The sequence below is a fragment of the Ruminococcus sp. NK3A76 genome (genome assembly GCF_000686125.1).
In the GTDB taxonomy this organism is placed as follows: Bacteria; Bacillota; Clostridia; order Oscillospirales; family Ruminococcaceae; genus NK3A76.
Genome location: NZ_JMMA01000002.1, coordinates 1,114,048 through 1,132,689, shown reverse-complemented (window position 1 = coordinate 1,132,689; position 18,642 = coordinate 1,114,048). Strand labels below are relative to the sequence as shown.

At 47.2% G+C, this 18,642-nt stretch carries 17 protein-coding genes; 6 read left to right on the top strand and 11 right to left on the bottom strand.

The window, feature by feature from the left end; genetic code table 11:
• Positions 1-48 precede the first annotated feature (48 nt).
• Both CD05_RS20845 and CD05_RS0105295 read right to left on the bottom strand, forming a co-directional pair.
• On the bottom strand, positions 49-210 hold the full coding sequence (locus CD05_RS20845; protein WP_198021573.1) for a hypothetical protein: 162 nt from the start codon (positions 208-210) through the stop codon (positions 49-51).
• Positions 207-1,418, bottom strand: a complete 1,212-nt coding sequence (locus CD05_RS0105295) for an RNA-splicing ligase RtcB (RefSeq protein WP_028509614.1) — start codon at positions 1,416-1,418, stop codon at positions 207-209. Before CD05_RS0105295 ends, CD05_RS20845 begins: the two co-directional genes overlap by 4 nt.
• A gap of 421 nt (positions 1,419-1,839) precedes the next feature.
• On the opposite strand from CD05_RS0105295, the gene CD05_RS0105290 reads away from it, so the two are divergent.
• Genes CD05_RS0105290 through CD05_RS0105270 form a run of 5 tightly spaced genes read left to right on the top strand, consistent with a single transcriptional unit; the run spans position 1,840 to position 4,723 of the window.
• A complete protein-coding gene (locus CD05_RS0105290) occupies positions 1,840-2,115 on the top strand; it encodes a hypothetical protein (RefSeq protein ID WP_028509613.1) in 276 nt (91 codons plus the stop codon).
• 11 nt (positions 2,116-2,126) lie between these two features.
• Positions 2,127-2,477: a hypothetical protein gene (locus tag CD05_RS0105285; RefSeq protein WP_028509612.1), complete on the top strand. Its 351-nt coding sequence runs from the start codon at positions 2,127-2,129 to the stop codon at positions 2,475-2,477.
• Between the two features lie 9 nt (positions 2,478-2,486).
• Positions 2,487-2,939 (top strand): GNAT family N-acetyltransferase, encoded by a 453-nt coding sequence (locus CD05_RS0105280; RefSeq protein WP_028509611.1) that lies wholly within the window; start codon positions 2,487-2,489, stop codon positions 2,937-2,939.
• Positions 2,940-2,963: 24 nt separating this feature from the next.
• A complete protein-coding gene (locus CD05_RS0105275) occupies positions 2,964-3,578 on the top strand; it encodes a flavin reductase family protein (protein ID WP_037322815.1) in 615 nt (204 codons plus the stop codon).
• Positions 3,575-4,723, top strand: coding sequence for a zinc dependent phospholipase C family protein (locus CD05_RS0105270; protein ID WP_028509609.1), 1,149 nt, complete (start codon positions 3,575-3,577; stop codon positions 4,721-4,723). Before CD05_RS0105275 ends, CD05_RS0105270 begins: the two co-directional genes overlap by 4 nt.
• A 62-nt stretch (positions 4,724-4,785) precedes the next feature.
• On the opposite strand, the gene CD05_RS0105265 is transcribed toward CD05_RS0105270, so the two are convergent.
• The 8 genes from CD05_RS0105265 to CD05_RS0105230 form a co-directional block, all read right to left on the bottom strand.
• Positions 4,786-5,046, bottom strand: a complete 261-nt coding sequence (locus CD05_RS0105265) for a stage V sporulation protein S (RefSeq protein ID WP_028509608.1) — start codon at positions 5,044-5,046, stop codon at positions 4,786-4,788.
• 83 nt (positions 5,047-5,129) lie between these two features.
• Positions 5,130-5,897 carry a TIGR00282 family metallophosphoesterase gene (locus CD05_RS0105260; protein ID WP_028509607.1) on the bottom strand — a complete coding sequence of 256 codons (768 nt, stop codon included), beginning with the start codon at positions 5,895-5,897 and terminating at the stop codon, positions 5,130-5,132.
• Between the two features lie 94 nt (positions 5,898-5,991).
• Positions 5,992-8,013 carry an ATP-dependent zinc metalloprotease FtsH gene (gene ftsH, locus CD05_RS17600; protein ID WP_037322814.1) on the bottom strand — a complete coding sequence of 674 codons (2,022 nt, stop codon included), beginning with the start codon at positions 8,011-8,013 and terminating at the stop codon, positions 5,992-5,994.
• A 71-nt stretch (positions 8,014-8,084) separates the two neighbouring features.
• Positions 8,085-9,404, bottom strand: a complete 1,320-nt coding sequence (tilS, locus tag CD05_RS0105250; protein ID WP_051588844.1) for a tRNA lysidine(34) synthetase TilS — start codon at positions 9,402-9,404, stop codon at positions 8,085-8,087.
• Positions 9,391-10,755, bottom strand: a complete 1,365-nt coding sequence (dnaB, locus tag CD05_RS0105245) for a replicative DNA helicase (protein ID WP_028509605.1) — start codon at positions 10,753-10,755, stop codon at positions 9,391-9,393. Before dnaB ends, tilS begins: the two co-directional genes overlap by 14 nt.
• 27 nt (positions 10,756-10,782) lie before the next feature.
• Positions 10,783-11,229 carry a 50S ribosomal protein L9 gene (gene rplI, locus CD05_RS0105240; protein WP_028509604.1) on the bottom strand — a complete coding sequence of 149 codons (447 nt, stop codon included), beginning with the start codon at positions 11,227-11,229 and terminating at the stop codon, positions 10,783-10,785.
• A gap of 20 nt (positions 11,230-11,249) precedes the next feature.
• On the bottom strand, positions 11,250-13,223 hold the full coding sequence (locus tag CD05_RS0105235; RefSeq protein WP_242841235.1) for a DHH family phosphoesterase: 1,974 nt from the start codon (positions 13,221-13,223) through the stop codon (positions 11,250-11,252).
• A gap of 256 nt (positions 13,224-13,479) precedes the next feature.
• Entirely contained in the window at positions 13,480-15,351 is a 1,872-nt protein-coding gene (locus CD05_RS0105230) for a ribonuclease J (RefSeq protein WP_084262111.1), read from the bottom strand.
• Positions 15,352-15,927: 576 nt separating this feature from the next.
• Here CD05_RS0105230 and CD05_RS0105225 point away from each other — a divergent pair.
• Complete coding sequence (locus CD05_RS0105225) at positions 15,928-18,291, top strand: UvrD-helicase domain-containing protein (protein WP_347495038.1); 2,364 nt, start codon at positions 15,928-15,930, stop codon at positions 18,289-18,291.
• A gap of 37 nt (positions 18,292-18,328) precedes the next feature.
• Here the strand turns inward: CD05_RS0105225 and CD05_RS0105220 are convergent, their stop codons facing one another.
• Positions 18,329-18,631 (bottom strand): metal-sensing transcriptional repressor, encoded by a 303-nt coding sequence (locus CD05_RS0105220; RefSeq protein ID WP_028509600.1) that lies wholly within the window; start codon positions 18,629-18,631, stop codon positions 18,329-18,331.
• Positions 18,632-18,642: the final 11 nt, after the last annotated feature.

Genomic DNA, 18,642 nt, shown 5'->3' with positions numbered 1-18,642 from the left:
CATATTATGCCCCGGAAAAGCTCCGGGGCTTTTTGCTATGCCTTGGACTTAGTATATCACAGCCTTATGCTTTACCTTTCTGGTATAGGCCTTTTTGTTCTTGTGTGCTATATCCACGGGCTTGACGCTGCCCCAGCTGCCACGGTTTTTAAGGTCAGCCTTGCGCTTTTCCTTCTTGCTCAGCTTGTCGTAGGAAACAAAAACTCTCATTTCTCCTCCTCACCTGCCTTGAAGTTATAGATAGGCTTGATGATATCTACTATCTCGGCCGTATCTGTGATGTTGTTTACTATGTCCTCCATGTTCTTATATGCCATAGGGCTCTCGTCAAGTGTTGCGGAGCTTACCGAGGTAGTGTAGATGCCCTTCATCTCCTTCTTGAACTGGGAGACTGTAAGGGTGTTTCTTGCCTCGCCTCTTGAAAGCAGCCTGCCTGCGCCGTGAGGGGCTGAATAGTTCCAGTCGGGGTTGCCCTTGCCACGGCAGATAAGGCTTCCGTCACGCATATTTATAGGGATAAGAAGTATCTCCCCTTCCCTGGCTGAGACTGCACCCTTTCTGAGTATCATCTCATCAGTGTCGATATAATTATGCAGTGTCGTGAACTGCTCTGTGACATGGAAGCCCATGCCCTTTACTATCTCGTGCATCATGGCCTTTCTGTTGAGCTCTGCGAAGCGGCTGACTATCTTCATATCGTGGATATACTGCTCAAAGAGGTCGTCCTGCGCATAGGCAAGCGCCTTGGGCACGTCGGTGCGCTTGGTATTATAGAGCTTCTTAAGCTCGGATTCTATGAGCTTGTGCTTGCCCTCCTCCTTAAGCGCCTTGATAAGCCTGTCAGCGTCCTCCTTGGAGCTGCCGTTTAAGCGCTTGTATGCTTCGAGCTGGTAGTAGGAGGCTGTCTCTACGCCGAGGTGGCGTGAGCCTGAGTGGATAACGATATATATACTGCCGTCCTCGCTCTTATCGGCCTCGATAAAGTGGTTGCCGCCGCCAAGCGTGCCTATGCTCTTTTCTGCCCTTATGGGGTTTATCTTATCATAGCAGTAAAGCTCTGTCAGGTCTATCTGCTCGGCGTAGTGGTGGGGCTTCTCCCTTATATTGAAGCCGGCAGGGATCTTTGCATAGATGAGCTTATCGAGCTTCATAGGCTCGATATGTGTCTCCTTGAGCTTTACCGTCTCCATTCCGCAGGAGATATCAACGCCTACGAGGTTAGGAACGACCTTATCTGTTATCGTCATGGTCGTACCGATCGTACAGCCTGCGCCTGCGTGTACGTCAGGCATTATCCTGATTTTCTGCCCCTTTGCCATAGGCTGATTGAGCAGAGTTATTATCTGTGAAACGGCAGTCTGGTCTATTATATCTGTGAAGACCTTAGCGCTGCCGTATCTTCCGTTTAATTCTATCATATTTTTTCTCCTTATTTTTATAAATTGACGCAAAAAGGCGCACCCCCGATGAATGAGAGTGCGCCAAAAAAGCTGATATAAAAACTGCGTAAACTACGCAGCTAAAGATCAACGTTTATTTCTGCGGCAAATCTCTTGACTCAGGTTTGTAGTATATTCTGTTGTGATGATCTGATAATAAAAACTGATAAACTGTTTCATCTTAAGACTCACCGTCCTTTCTGTAAATTTAAAAACTTATAAGCATTCAGGCCTGCGCTTACTGATTATGCATTATACAGCATTTTTTATTATTTGTCAAGCCCTTTTTCAAAAAAAATTTTTCACTACTGCTTTATTGTTCAAAAAAGCTCACACCCCGCACTTGAAAAAAACTTGCAGTTATGTTATAATGATTACATATGAAAAAAGGGGTGATCTTATGGCTTACAGGCAATTCTACGCTGAGGCAGGCTCAGAGCAGCAGGCTCAGAAGTTTGTGATACTGACGACTGTTGCAGCGATACTTGCGATCATTTTTGACGGCAAGAAAAAAAAGCCCTCAAAGAGAAAAAATTTCATTCAGAGGACTGCTAAAAACTACAAGTTTGCAAACAGCAGCCTGACTGCATACTCTGCACACAGAAAGAAAAAACAGATCGAAAGTGAGCAGGGCATAAAGATACACAAGGCTGAACCGATAGACATTACACTTTAAGAGGCGTTATCATGACAGAGTATTTTAAACGCTACAGAGCTTTTATCGCAAAGGCTCTTGAAGATGAGAGCACTGATCTTGAGGAGCTTTTGAAGATACACAAGACCAAGATCGGCTTTTTCCAGCATGAGAGGTTCATTCATCTGATAGTCATGTGCTTATTTGCGATAGTTACCTGCGGCACGATAATCTGCATAGCCGTAACGCACGAGCTGACGCTTATTCCTCTTGCAGTGCTGCTGCTTGCTCTGTTGATTCCCTACATCAAGCACTACTACTTCCTTGAAAACCAGACACAGGCGCTTTACAAGGATTATGACAGGATAGTTGAAAGGCTCTCATCATTTGACGAGATAAATTAGGTGATATTTATGAGCATAGAATACAGGCTGCTATCAGCGGATGAGCTTGAAACGTTTATAGAGATGCGGATATCTCAGCTGCGTGAGGAAGGGGCAAAGGAAGACATCGACCTCCGCCCTGCATTGAGAGAATACTACACCAGACACATGGCAGACGGGACGTTCGTATCGTGGATAGCCGAAGACAATGGCAGGATAATCGCAACAAGCGGTATGTCGATAGTTGAAAAGCCGCCATATTTCGGCTGCCCGAGCGGAAGGATAGGGCTTTTGTCAAGTATGTTCACTGACCCCGGCTACAGGCGTAAGGGCATTGCAAAGGAGCTGCTTGCAAGAGTGGTAGACGAAGCAAGGAAAAGAGGCTGCGGCACCGTTCAGATAACTGCATCAGACATGGGAGTATTGCTATACACTGACTTCGGGTTTGAAAAGAACAAAAACTTCATGCAGTACAAGCTATAAATACATATGACACAGGGCAGGAAAATGGAAGAAAAGAATTACAAAAAGCAGATATGGAAGCCGAGCGTTATCACATCGCCCGTGCCGCCGGTGCTTGTGACCTGCAAAAGCGGTGAGAGCATAAATGTTTTCACAGTGGCGTGGACAGGCACTCTCAACACCCAGCCGCCGATGACCTATATCTCCGTAAGGCCTGAAAGGCATTCATACGGCATGATAAAGGAAAGCGGCGAATTTGTTATAAACCTCACCACCGAGGAGCTTGCCTTTGCGGCTGACTTCTGCGGTGTCAGGAGCGGACGAAATACTGACAAGTTTGAAAAGACCGGGCTTATCACAGCTGATGCATCGGCTGTGAACGCTCCCCTGATAGCGCAGTCGCCTGTGAACATAGAATGCAGGGTGAGAGAGATAATACACCTCGGCTCACACGATATGTTCATGGCGGACATTGTGGCGCTTGATATTTCGGAGGAATTCATTGATGCAAACGGCAGGCTTTGTCTTGAAAAGGCAGGGCTGCTCGCATATGCTCACGGAGATTATTTTGCATTGGGCAAAAGGCTTGGCGGATTTGGTTTTTCTGTCAGGAAAAAGAAGAAAAAGCACAAAAACAGCTCAGGGAGAAAAGGCAGATGAAAAAGCTCTTGATATTCTCTGCGGCAATGGCGGCAGGGGCAGCGATAACACACAAAACAGCACACGCATGGTTTGGCAAGACACACATGGACATTTTGGAAAAGGCGCTTGTGATTCTTGGCAGCCTTGACGACAAGACCTATTACGATTTCTACATAGACTACAAAAACGTTCTGCTCAAAGCCTGCACCGAGCCTGACTGCAAGGGCGACACCGACAGGGGCAGCGGTCTGCACTACTACTGCGCTGCAAACAGAAAGGGCAGAGAGATAGAGCCAAACAACGGATACTACGCAAACAGGCTCAGGCGCTACAACAGAACAGCACGCACGATGCTTGAAGAAAACTACACAATGGCGCTGTCGCTTTACAAGAGCGGCGAGGAAAGAGCGGCGATACATCAGCTCGGCAGGGCGCTGCATTTTATTCAGGACATAGGCTGCACTGTACACTCCTCAGGGATAATGTACATGGACAGGGAGAAAAACCCACACAACGCCTTTGAGTCGTATGCGCAGTCAGTCTACAGCGAGATAGAAGCACCTAAGGCTATAAACAAGCAGATAAAGAAAGCCTGCGACACGAGCATCGAGCAGGCGGTCAACAGGCTCGCAGCATTCTCGTCAAAATACGCAGCTGACGTACTGACGGTCAAGAAAGACGTGCTCGACAAGGTCTGCAGGAGCACTCTGCCGACCGCCCAGCAGTACACGGCAGGGATCATGATAAGGTTTTACAACGACATACAGGGCGAAAACGGCAATTATCTGCTTGATAACAAGGAATACTCGGTAAAGAACGAGCGGACTGCCGGCCTGCTCACCGTGACAGGAAAGGGCGTTGCGCTTGATGCGGCAAATGACTCTTTACAGCAGAAATTCACGCTGCTTTTAAAGAGCGACGGCTCTGTTACACTTATTATGAAGGACAAGGGCTATGTTGACAAGAAATTCAGGCGCTTTACAAATTACGAGAGCAAGGACAAGGCGATAGGCTTTCGTGTGGCAGCGCTCGGCAACAAGCGCTACAGGATAACCACACAGGGCACCAAATACAAAAAGGTCTTAACAGTCAACAACAGCGGCGCACTCAGGATACGGCGCTTTGACCCGAATGACAAGGGCGCTGTATGGATAATCAGCTAAAAAAACACACCCCCGACGGTCTAATCAGAACGACCTGTCGGGGGTGATATTTTCAAACAAGATCATCTTGTTTCGCAGATAAGCTTTATAGCTGTTCTGTCTTCGCCGTCTATCTGAACGCTTGCAAAGGCAGGCAGACATACCATGTCGATACCAACAGGGGTAAGATAGCCCCTTGCAATAGCAACTGCCTTTATAGCCTGGTTGGCTGCGCCGGCACCTACTGCCTGGACTTCAACACAACCGCTTTCACGAACAACTGCGGATATAGCTCCTGCAACCATGTTCGGAACGCTTCTGGACGAAACCTTTAATACTTCCACAAAGAATACCTCCCATATTTTGCTATGGTATTATTATACTACAAATTGTTTACATTTTCAATACGTTTAAATATTTTTGTGCATTATCGCTCAATTATTCTTATAATTTTGTTAGCTTTGCCACTGTTTTCATCAAAGTCTATTACCACTCCATTAATAAAGCAAGGATTTTCACTTTCTTCAAACTTGACGGGTGCGTGGTATTTTATTTTTTCAATAGCAAGCTCGCTCTTGACACCGAGAACGGAAAGCTCGGGGCCTGTCATGCCGGCATCTGTGATATAAGCTGTTCCCTTGGGAAGTATCATCTCATCGGCGGTCTGCACATGGGTATGCGTGCCGATAACAGCTGTGACACGCCCGTCGAGGTAAAAGCCCATAGCCTTTTTCTCAGATGTGGCTTCTGAATGGATATCGACCATTATATTCCTGGCATCTATCTCATCAAGCACACTGTCGATACAGAAGAAAGGGTTATCGAGCGGCTCCATATAGGTAGTGCCCATAAGGTTTACCACAGCTATCTGGCAATAGCCGAGGTCGAGGGTCGTATAACCATGCCCAGGAACGCCTTTGGGGAAATTTGCCGGGCGGAGGAGCGTATCGTTCTCGTCATAAAGTGGAAGCGCTTCCTTGCGCTTGAAGCAGTGGTTGCCGGTGGTTATGACATCAGCCCCCACAGAAACGAGCCTCTGGTAGGAATAGCGTGTCAGGCCGTTGCCTGTGGCTGAGTTCTCGCCGTTTACAACGACAAGGTCTATCTTATACTTCTGTTTGAGCGAATACATCTTCTTTTCAAGAATATCACAGCCCATGTCGCCTACGACATCACCTAAAAACAGCAGATTCATATTGTTTTCCCTTCCATATAAAGGCAACACTGTACAATCATCTTGCAGCATTGCCTAAAAAAACAGGAGAGAGCTTGTCTCTCCTGATATTTTTTTATTCTCCGGGGTTTTCCTCCGGGGTGGCGTTTGTCTTGTCAGACTCGTTATCATCAGTCTGCTCGGTATAGTCTTCATCGCTGTATTCCTCAGCTGTCTGTAAGGGCTCTGCCGGCTCCTCAGACTCAGGGAGCGCAGCCTTTTCTTCAGGCTGAACATCTATAGCCTTGGACTTTTTGAGCTCGCCCTTCATGAGCATATCAAAGGTCTCACCGTCGATCTTCTCATTCTCGATAAGATACTGTGCAAGCTCATGGAGCTTGTCGATATGCTCTCTGAGAATGCTCTCGCAGGTCTCGAAGGAGTTCTCGATGATGTTTCTTATCTCGTGATCTATCTCGGAAGCGACTGCGTCAGAATAGCTCGGTGTAGAGTTATAGTCTCTGCCGAGGAACACCTGGCTGTCATCGTGGCCATAGACCACAGGGCCGAGGTTATCGGAGAAGCCGTATCTTGTGACCATTTTACGGGCTGTAGATGTAGCACGTTCAAGGTCATTTGATGCACCTGTTGAGATATCATCAAGGATTATCTTCTCAGCGACACGGCCGCCTAAAAGCACGATAATGCTCTCAGCCATCTGCTTCTTGCTGACGTAGGACTGATCCTTCTCGGGTCTGCCCATTGTAAAGCCGCCTGCCTGGCCTCTCGGGATAATAGTAACATAGTGTACCTTATCCTGTGTCGGGCAGTAGTAGTGGCAGAGTGCGTGGCCGCTCTCGTGGTATGCGGTGAGCTTCTTTTCCTCGTCGGTAACGAGCCTTGATTTCTTCTCAGGACCCATAACGACCTTAAGAGAAGCCTCCTCGATATCATATTTGGTGATAGCCTTAAGGTTCTTTCTTGCTGCGAGGAGAGATGCCTCGTTTACAAGGTTCTCAAGGTCTGCACCGGTAAAACCTACTGTAGTCTTTGCGATAGTTGAAAGGTCAACATCGGGGGCCAAGGGCTTGTTTCTTGTATGGACTTTGAGTATCTCCTCTCTGCCCTTGACATCGGGAAGACCGACAAGTATCTGTCTGTCAAAACGACCCGGGCGGAGAAGTGCGGGGTCAAGGATATCACGCCTGTTGGTCGCAGCCATGACTATTACCGAATCGTTAGCAGTAAAACCGTCCATCTCAACGAGGAGCTGGTTTAAAGTCTGCTCACGTTCATCGTGGCCGCCGCCGAGGCCTGCGCCTCTCTGTCTGCCGACAGCGTCTATCTCGTCGATAAACACGATAGACGGTGAATTCTTTTTAGCCTGCTCGAATAAGTCTCTTACACGGGAAGCGCCGACACCGACGAACATCTCAACGAAGTCAGAGCCCGAGATAGAGAAGAAAGGAACATTTGCCTCGCCTGCAACAGCTCTTGCAAGGAGCGTTTTACCTGTTCCGGGAGGGCCCTCGAGAAGCACGCCCTTAGGTATACGGGCACCTATATCATTATACTTCTGCGAATCCTTAAGGAACTCGACAATCTCCTGAAGCTCTTCCTTTTCCTCATCTGCGCCTGCCACATCGTCAAAGGTGGCCTTTTTATTGCTCGGCTTGGTATTGACCTTACCGAAGTTGGCGGTCTTACCGACGCCTGCGTTACGCATCATAAAGATAAAGAAGAATATCATCACGCCTATCATCAGCACAGTCGGCAAGAGATTTAGCCAGAAGCTGTTGTCTGAAATAGGTATAAGGTCATATTTCAGAGGTTCGTCCGGGTTTTCGGCGTTATACCTTCTGCGGTAGTTCTCGCCTTCATCACCGCCAAGCACCTCGTTGACAAACAGCGAGACATTCGGCACGGTATAGGTCTGTTTCTCGTCCTCTCCTTTAAGGATATAGGTGAGCTTGCCGTTATTGAGGTCAAACTCGTATTCCTTTATTCTCAGGTCATCAAAATACTGCATAACTGTTGAATATTCAGTCTCGTCCTGATTTGAGCTCATTGACATAAGAGCATAGACAAGACCGAGTATAGCAACTGCCGATATCACAAGATACAGCAGCAGCGTTTTGAAACCGCTGTTTTTCTTCAATGTATCACAACCTTCTATTAAAAATTTATATAAACTGACAGAATAGATTATAACCTACTATTGTGACAGATTTATGATATAGCTATAATTATTATACTTCTGGTGTTTTCATCCACCTTGACACGCTCATCAACGCCGAAGCCCTCAACGCAGATGATGCCCTCATCATCGCAGAGCACGGCTACCCTTTCACGCTCCTCCTTTGGCACGCTCTCATTAAAAAGCACCTTAAGTCTGGAGGTAAATCCCCTGCCTGCAAGGGCTATCTTGTCTCCGTTTCGCCTGTTGCGAAGTGTCAGGCCGCCGCAGAGCTTGTCTTTATCTATAATATAACCATTATACTCTCTGTGGATACCCTTTGAAAAGACGATATCATCACGTCTTTCAAGGGATACGCTCTTGCCGAAGAAATCATATACGCCTGGGACAGCGCTGACAGGCATTTCTACCTTAGGTGTCTCCTCTTTCGCAAGAGATGATATCTTAAGCACGCCTTTATCGCAGCTTATCAGGATATCGCCGCAGATATTGAGCTTTCCGCCGTTTTTAATGATATCCGATGTATTATTGATGCGAAGTGCCGAAACGGAAATACCGTTTTGAGCAAGCAGCTTTGCCACGACCCGTGGTGTAAGCAGGCCGCACTGTCTGAGCGCCTTTGCATCATATGTCTTATCAGTGATATAAGCCTGGCTGAGCTTTTCCTCGGCGCAGGAATCAAGATACAGCTCATCGTCCGTCAGGTGAGCTCTTGTAGCGGAGTAAGACGAATAGAGCGAGCTGTTTATCTCCATAAGCACAGGTATGACCTTATGCCTTATCTTGTTTCTTGTGTACTCGTCTTCGAGATTGGTAGAATCAGTAACGAAATCCTGCCCTTTTTCGGCGAGGTAGCCTTCTATCTCCTCTCTTGTACACTCGATAAGAGGTCTAATAATATTATCACGCTTTGGAGGAATAGAACAGAGCCCCTTAAGGCCTGTGCCCCTTGCAAGGTTGAAAACTGTTGTTTCAAGGCAGTCGTTGATATTATGCGCAGTGGCTATCTTATCAGCGCCGATACTCATAAGCTCCTTATATCTGAGCTCTCTTGCGCCCTCCTCGACAGAGACATGGTTTTTCTCGCAGTAGCCTGTGACGTCGATATCTGCGGTATATATCTTTATACCGAGCCTTTCACACAGGGCTATACAGAAGTTCTTATCCCTTATGCTCTCATCGCCCCTGAGATTATGATTGACATGAAATGCCGATACATCATACCCGAGGTCTTTTAAGCAGAGAAGCAGGCAAACGCTGTCAGCGCCGCCCGAGAGCCCCACAAGAACGCTCTCGCCCTCTGATATCAAGTCATAGCGCCTGATAGTCTCACTTACCTTATCCGTCATCATGTCTGATATCCATTCCTCTGAACAGTGTATACTCACCTATCCAGGCAAGCTTTACAGTTGCCATAGTACCGTGACGGTTCTTGGCTATGATACAGTCAGCCTCTGACTGCGCACGTTCTTCATTGTTGCCGTAGTAGTCTCTGTGCAGGAACATGATGATATCAGCGTCCTGCTCGATAGAACCTGAATCTCTCAGGTCAGAGAGCATAGGCTTTCTCTCGTTCTTTTCAACAGCACGGGAGAGCTGCGAAAGCGCTATAACAGGGACATTGAGCTCTTTAGCCATGAGCTTTAGCTGTCGGGTTATCTCAGACACTTCGTTAACTCTGCCCTGCCCCTTATTTGTCGATTCCATAAGCTGTATATAGTCGATTACGACAAGGCCGAGGTTTTTGACACGCCTGAGCTTTGCCTTCATCTGCGGCACGGTAACGCTGCCGGTATCGTCAACATACATAGGCAGCTTTGACAGCCTTATAGTTGCTTCGGCGAGCTTTTCCCAGTCCTTCTTTTCAAACTTGCCCGAGCGAAGTGCTGTATTGTTTACAAGCGCCTCAGTCGAGAGCATACGGGCAGCAAGCTGTTCCTTACCCATTTCGAGAGAGAAGATAACTACATCCTTCATAGTCTTCTTGCACACATTCGTGGCCATATTTATCGCAAATGCCGTTTTTCCGACACCCGGTCTCGCCGCAAGTATAACAAGGTCGGTATTATTAAGACCCGTAGTTATCTCATCTATCTGAGCAAAGCCTGTTCTTGCACCGAGGTGCTCCTTGGCTTCGGGGCCTGATATCTCCTCAAGGTGGGTATATGTCTCGACAAGAATAGAATCGAGCCTTGTAAGGCCGTCTATCTCCTTGCCCTGGCGGATATCGTATATCTTCTGCTCGGCGATATCGAGCATAGACCTTGAATCAAGCACGCCCTCCCTGACATTATCTATCATTTCGACAGCAACGCTTAAGAGCTTACGGATATTATACTTCTCAATGATCTTATCACAGAAGTTCTCGATATTCTTTACCGAGGCAACAAAATCCGAAAGACCCATGATAAAGGTCTTTGCCATTTCCTCATTTGTAAAGAGCCCACGCTTTACAAGCTCGTCGATAATATCAATGACCGTAAAGCCCTTGTTATCCGAATATGCATTGACAATGAGCGAGAACATCTGCTGATGCAGCGGCACATAGAAATACTCAGCCTTAAGGTTCTCAATAGCTGTAGGCACAGCCTCCTCAGGGGATCTGAGCATTCCGCCGAGCACAGATCTCTCGGCCAGCTTTGAAAAAGGCGGATCTATCTCTGCTACCTCTAATAATTTTTCAAGAGAATCAGTGCCAGCCATTTTAAACAATTCCTTTCGGTAAAACTATTATTCCTCGACAACGCTGATATCTATCTTGCAGGAAACGCCCTGTGTCATCTTGATAACAGCGCTGAAATCGCCGAAGCTCTTTATCTCGGTGTTGAGATTTATCTTCTTCTTATCAACATTCTGCTGATACTGCTGCTTGATAGCATCAGCAACAGAGGAAGCTGTGACAGCGCCGAAGAGCTTGCCGCCCTGGCCTGCCTTAGCCTTGATAGTCACCTTCTTGCCTTCAAGTGCGGCAGCTACCTTTTCATTCTCAGCCTTCTCGACATCGAGCTTATGCTGAGCAGATGCCTTCTTGCCTGCGAGGTCGTTCTGGTTCTTAGCATTTGCCTCAACAGCAAGACCCTTTGCAAGCAGGAAATTCCTTGCATAGCCGTCAGCGACATTGAGCACGTCTCCAGCCTTGCCGCTTCCCTTTACGTCCTGTATAAGAATTACTTTCATGATTTTTTCCTCCTATAATTTTAAGTATTATTTCTGATATAATCATCTATAGTCTCATAAAGCTTCTTTTTAGCCTCTGAAACAGACATCTTAAGCTGGGTAGCCGCCATTGTCTGGTGACCGCCGCCGCCCATAGCCTCCATAAGCACCTGGACATTATATGTGCCCATGCTCCTTGCGGAGATATTGGCGTTATTCTCGTCGCCGTAGATAACGAATGCCGCATTGACACCTGTGATACCGAGCATTTCGTCAGCTGCCTGCGAAGCAGCTATACGGATATTGGAAAATGACTCGGTAGTACACGAAACTGCGCACTTTCTGTATATCTCAGCCTTTGTGATGAGTGCCGATTTTTCCTGATATGTTTCTATCGAATTTGCAAAGAGCTTCTTGACCTCTACCGTATCAGCGCCTAAGCTCTTAAGATAAGCCGCAGCCTCGAAGGTCTTTACACCTGTACGCATGATGAAGTTCTTGGTGTCAAGCATAATACCTGACAGCAGCGCTTCTGCGTGGAGCGGAGAGAGCTTGATGCCGTTATCAAGATACTGCAAAAGCTCTGCGACCATTTCACAGGCGGAGGAGCAGTTTGGCTCATGGAAAAAGAGCGCTGTACCCTCGATAGCCTTGACCATAAGTCTGTGGTGGTCGATAACGACTATCTCTCTCGCTGCATCGAGGACTTCCTTTGAATCGACTATCTCGCTGTTATGTGTATCTACCACGATAAGCAGCGTATTGTTCGTCATCTTGTTAAGTGCTTCCTGCGGTGAGATGAAGTTCTTTGATATATCATGGTCGCTGATATACTTTATAAGACTTTTGGCAAGGCAGGTTTCTTCATTGACAACGACATACGCTTCCTTGCTGATGCTCCTGAAAGCGCCCACAAGGCCGACTGCCGAGCCGATACTGTCAAGGTCGCCGAAGCGGTGGCCCATAACGAGTATCTTATCCTTGCCCTGCATTATCTCAGCGAGCTTGCTTGCCATAAGTCTTGAACGCACCTTGGTGTTCTTTTCTCTGCCCTTTGATACGCCGCCGTAGAATTCATAGCCTGACTCGGTCTTTACAGCTGCCTGATCGCCGCCACGGCCGAGGCACATATCAAGTGCTGCTCTGGCGTAGCTCTCGCTCTGCGCAAGGTCATCAGCACAGGTGCCTACACCTATCGAGAGAGTGACGCTCTGGCTGCCGCCGACCTTGATATTTCTTGCGTCTTCAAGTATCTTGAAGCGGTTCTCGATTATCTTTGAGAGGTATCTCTGCTCCATGATAACGAAGGACTTATCATTCGAGAGCTTCTTTGAGATAGAATTCGTATCCTTGACGAAATTCTCGACAAGGCATTCAAGCTCGACCATTGTATGAGCCTTCTCGCTTTCGAGGGAGTTCCTCACAAGGTCGTCGTAGTTGTCTATCTGGATAATGATAACGGATTTATGCGCCTGTCTCGTTTCGTAGTCAAGCTCAACAAAATCTGTCGTATCCTTAAAATATATCATGGTCATCGTCTTAGTCCTGTCGCTGTGGACAGCCATAGCGTTATAGAACCTGCCGCCGACACACACGAGGTCGCCGTTCTCGGAATAGACATTATGCATATCTATATTCATGAGCGAATCGAGCCTTGCGCCGAAAAGGTTGGTATCGCCAAAGAGCTTGTCCTTGAAGAAGTCATTAGCCCAGATAATATCGTTATCTGCGTCTATAATGACAGCAGGTGCCGGGAAATGGCGCATTGATTCCTTTTCGTTGTTCTTTATCATCGAGGAGAGCTTCGAGACTGTCCGCTTAAGATGCTTGCCGTAGGATATATTTTCAAGCACCAGGAACACGATGAGCAGTATCATGATAATTATGATAGCTCTCGAAAAGCCCGTGCCTGCCCTGCTGCTGTAGCCAAACGCTGCGATAAGCGAAAAGACAGCAAGCACAAGCGTGGTTATACGGATAAGAAGCTGCATTCCTCCGTTTGAATTCATCTTCATAATGCTCGCCCTGAGAGGGCACATCCCCTTTCATTACTGAAAAGATTTTTTCTTTTAGGCAACACCGCACGAAGATTGTGCGCAAATTGCGCAGTCAGCTTTTTCGTCAGATCGCACAGATTTTCCGAAGGAATACTACCGTATTTCAAGGGAAAAATGTGTAATATGACGGAAAAGATGCAAGTAAGTTGCGTACAAAGCCTTCAGGCGGTCTTTGTGCGGTGTTGCCTTTATTCATCATTATATCTCGGCTTCATTATATCTCGACTTCCATGATGATAGGAAGGATCATCGGGTTTCTCTGTGTCTTTGTATATATGAAATCCGACAGCTTGTCTTTGAGCCTTGTCTTTATAGCGTTCCACTCTCTTATATTGCTGTCAAGGCACTTTTGCAGGGTATCCGAAAGAATGCTCTTTGCTTCTTCAAGAAGCTCCTCGCTCTCTCTTACATAAACAAAGCCTCTTGACACTATATCGGGGCCGGAAAGGATTATACCGGAGTCTCTGTCGATAGTGGCTATTGCAATAATGATACCGTCCTGAGCAAGGTGCTTTCTGTCACGCAGGACGATAGCACCTACATCGCCGACACCAAGGCCGTCAACAAGGATATTTCCTGCCTGAACCTCGCCCGATATCTTCATATCCACGCCGTCAGACTCTATAATGCGGCCGTTGGCGCCTATGATGATATTCTCCTCGGGTATGCCGACGCTCATAGCCGACTGTGCGTGCTTTGTAAGGTGCTTATACTCGCCGTGAACAGGGATAAAGTATTTCGGCTTGGTGAGCGAGAGTATCAGCTTCTGCTCCTCCTGGCAGGCGTGGCCGGACACATGGACATCGTACATTGCCTCATATATGACCTCTGCGCCGAGACGAAGCAGCTCGTTTACTATCCTTGTGACATATTTCTCGTTGCCGGGGATAGGCGTAGCGGATATTATTATGAAATCGTTGGGGGTTATGGAAACGTTCCTGTGCTCATTGAAGGCCATTCTCGTAAGAGCCGACATAGGCTCGCCCTGGCTGCCTGTGGTAACGATACAAACCTGTTCAGGAGTATACCTTGACACCATGTCGATATCTATGAGCAGCCCGTCGGGAACTTTAAGATAGCCAAGCTCGATGCCCTTGCCTATAACATTTACCATGCTCCTGCCCGAGATAGCCATTTTTCTGCCGTGAGTCACACAGTTATTGACTATCTGCTGGATCCTGTGTACGTTTGAAGCAAAGGTCGCAATGATTATCCTTTTGCCTTCGGCTCTTGCAAAGAGCTTTTCAAAGCTCTCACCTACCTTGCGCTCACTCATGGTATAGCCCGGGCGCTCGGAGTTGGTAGAGTCGGACATAAGGGCTAAAACTCCCCTGTTGCCGAGCTCTGCGAACCTTGCAAGGTCTATTATACCGCCCTCGATAGGCGTATAGTCTACCTTGAAGTCACCTGTATGGATAATAACACCGGCTGGGGTATGGACAGCCATACCTACAGCATCGGGGATAGAATGGTTGACTCTTATAAACTCTACAGCCATACAGCCGAGCTTAACAGTCTGTCTCGGAACTACCACATTAAGCTTAACATCGCCGAGAAGGGCGTGCTCTTTGAGCTTGCCTTCGACAAGGCCGAGGGTGAGCTTAGTGCCGTAAACAGGCACATTGACCTTTTTGAGGAAATACGGCAGGCCGCCTATATGATCCTCATGGCCGTGTGTCAGAACTATGCCCCTGAGCTTATCCTTATTCTGCTCAACATAGGTAAAATCCGGGATAACTATATCAACGCCCAGCATCTCACTGTCAGGGAAAGCAAGGCCGCAGTCGATAACGAACATATCGTTTGCACATTCTATGACTGTGAAGTTCTTGCCTATCTCGTTAAGGCCGCCGAGAGGGATTATACGAACGGGTGTCCTTCTGTGCGGCTGGTTTGTTCTCACGCTGTTCTCTGCCTGACGGCCGTTTGGCGAAAGACGCTGCTGGTCGCTTCTTTTCTGGTCATTGCCGGGTCTTCTCTTATTCTCTGCGACCTTTTCGCCCTTTAGCCTTTTATCGCTTTTCATTACGACAAAGCGGCCTGATTTGGCGTTTCTTCTGTTTTTGATGTTTTGTTTTGTACTCATTGATTACTCCTTAGTTTCTGTCAAACACCGCACAGCAAACAAAACGCAGCACAAATGACTGCGCATATGCACACCGGCGGATAATATATCACGAGATCTTTGTTTAAAGCAGCAATGCCCGGCGTTCAGGCCTTAGCATAGACAAATTATCAGACAAAAGCACGCTGCTATGGAACGGATATACCGCTCCATCTAAGGAAAGCACGGCACAACTGCCGTGATATTCCATTCACGAACAAAAAATACCTATAACTATTTTACTCCATTTAGGATAAAATGTCAAGCAAATTGAAAGTAAAAATACTTATATTATCATTATAGGAAAAAGACAGCGCTATTATGCGGGATATTTTGTTTGCTTTTTTATTTTACAATTAAATAAAAAATTGAATTTTAAGCCTTTTCAAAATATTGTTTTTATGGTATAATGAATGCGATGCATTCATTATATTTTATCTTTATGCCCTTGCAGATACGCAGATTTGAGATCTGCTCCCTGCAATCGGGCAATTATACCATATGCGCTCCGCTTATATGGTATAATATCCTTGTATACATTACGAAAGGATGTTTATTATGGCAATGGATTACAACACCCTTAAAAACAAAGCACTTGAAAAATATTTTGAGCGAATGAACACACAGCAGCAAAAGGCTGTGTTCAAGATAAAAGGGCCGCTTTTAATACTTGCTGGCGCAGGCAGCGGCAAGACGACCGTGCTTGTAAACAGGATAGCGAACATGATACATTTCGGCAATGCTTATGCTGACGAGAACGGCTACGGCAATGCTACGGCTGACGAGCTTAAATACCTTGAAGACTACGCAGCCGGCAGGGAAACTGACGGTGAGAAGCTCGCAGACATAGTTGCATATGAATGTGTAAAGCCCTGGAACATACTCGCAATAACATTTACCAACAAAGCAGCCAACGAGCTTAAGGCAAGGATAGAGAAGATGCTCGGCGAAAAGGCGCAGGGCATTACTGCTGCGACCTTCCACTCGGCGTGCGTGAGGATACTCAGGCGTGAGGCTCACAATATAGGCTTTGAGCAGCATTTCACTATCTATGACACCGATGATTCAAGGCGTGTCATAAAGGCTATACTCAGCGACCTTGACATTAATGAAAAGATGTTTCCCCCGAAGCTGCTGATGTCTGAGATATCGGCTTCAAAGGACAACATGATGACACCTGACGAATACATCGAGAATGCCGCAGGCGACTACAGATATCTCGTAATGGGCAAGGTATACAAGACCTATCAGCAGAGGCTCAGAAGTGCCAATGCCATGGACTTTGACGACATAATCTGCCACACTGTCGAGCTTTTTGAGAAGTTCCCGGACGTGCTCGACCACTATCAGAATCTTTTCAAATACATAATGGTAGACGAGTATCAGGACACGAGCAAGGTACAGTTCAGGCTTATCAAGCTGCTGAGCGATAAATACCACAACATATGCGTTGTCGGCGATGACGACCAGAGCATATACAAATTCAGGGGCGCTACTATCGAGAACATCCTCTCTTTCGAGGAGAGCTTTGAATGCAGCAGCGAGACTGACGTTATCAAGCTCGAACAGAACTACCGCTCGACACAGAACATACTCTCAGCCGCAAACGAGCTTATAAGCCACAATCAGGGCAGAAAAGGCAAGAATCTCTGGACTGACAAGGGCGACGGCGAGAAGATAACCGTATTCAAGGCTTCAAACGAGCGTGCCGAGGCAGGGTTTATTGCCGACACGATAAAGAAGGGCGTTGAAGACGGCGGAAAATACAATGACTATGCTGTTCTTTACAGGACAAATGCGCAGTCAAACACTATAGAGCAGGCTCTTATCAGAGCAGGAATAAGCTACAGGATATTCGGCGGCCCTAAATTCTACGACCGCAAGGAGATAAGGGATATCCTCTCCTACCTCGCAGTTATAAACAATCACAGCGATATGCTAAGGCTAAGGCGCATAATCAACGAGCCAAAGCGTGGCATAGGCGATGCAACTGTCGCAACGCTTGAACAGATAGCATCAGACCTCGGGGAAGACCCGATAACAGTTATGCAGAATTCGGGCGAATATGTTCCGCTTGAAAAGAGAGCAGGCAAGCTCAAAAACGTAGCGCAGATGTTCTGTGACTTAAGCGAGATGTCTGAGAATATGCCGCTCGGTGATCTGCTTGACGAGCTGCTTGAACGCTCGGGCTACAAGAAAGAGCTTGAAGATCAGGGTGATGAGGGGCTTACAAGGCTTGAAAACATAAGCGAGCTCAAGTCCACCATGATAACCTACGAGGAGCAGGCTGAGGAGCCGAGCTTATCGGGCTTTCTGGAGGAGATAGCGCTTTACACGGACATTGACAATCTCGACGAGAACGGCGATTACACGGCGCTCATGACCATGCACTCGGCAAAGGGTCTTGAATTTGACTATGTATTTGCAGCCGGCATGGAGGAAAACCTTTTCCCCTCGGCAAGGAGCATGGAGTCAGAGGCAGACCTGGAGGAGGAGCGCAGGCTTGCATACGTTGCATACACAAGAGCAAGAAAGAAGCTCTACCTCACCATAGCAACAGAGCGTATGCTATACGGCAAGACCGACCGCAACAGGACATCACGCTTTGTCAAGGAAGTGCCGCCCGAGCTTAAGGTCAAGCTCACCGACATTGACGTTGCCGCACAGAAAGCAGCCGAAACCAATGCATTCGGTGACATAAGGTCTATGAGCTTACAGCAGCAGCTTGCCATGAAGCGTGCAAACAAAGCAGGCAGCGGCGAGGAATACGCCCCCGGTGACAGGGTATCTCACAAGATATTCGGCGAGGGAACTGTCGTTTCGGCAGCAAAGGTCGCAAATGACACGCTGCTTGAGATAGCCTTTGACAGCAAGGGCACAAAGAAAATAATGGCAAACTTTGCTAAGATAAAAAAGATATAAAAAGAATCAGGAAGTGGCAGCACTTCCTGATCTTTTTTCATTTCATAGTCTTTTTTAAAAGCTCACAAAGCTCATCGACGACGGCATCATTGCCGCCTCTTATATCATCGACCACGCACGAGCGGATATGCGATGACAAAAGCTCCTTGTTAAAGGAATTGAGAGCCGACTGCACAGCGCTCACCTGAATAAGAATATCCGGGCAGTAGCGGTTTTCTTCGATCATTTTTCTTATGCCGCTTATCTGACCTTCAATACGGTTGAGGCGGACAGTCAGTGCTTTGACCTCCTCGGGCGTTCTTGCTTTGTGCTTTTTACGTTCACAGCAGCATTCTGACATAGCGCCACCTT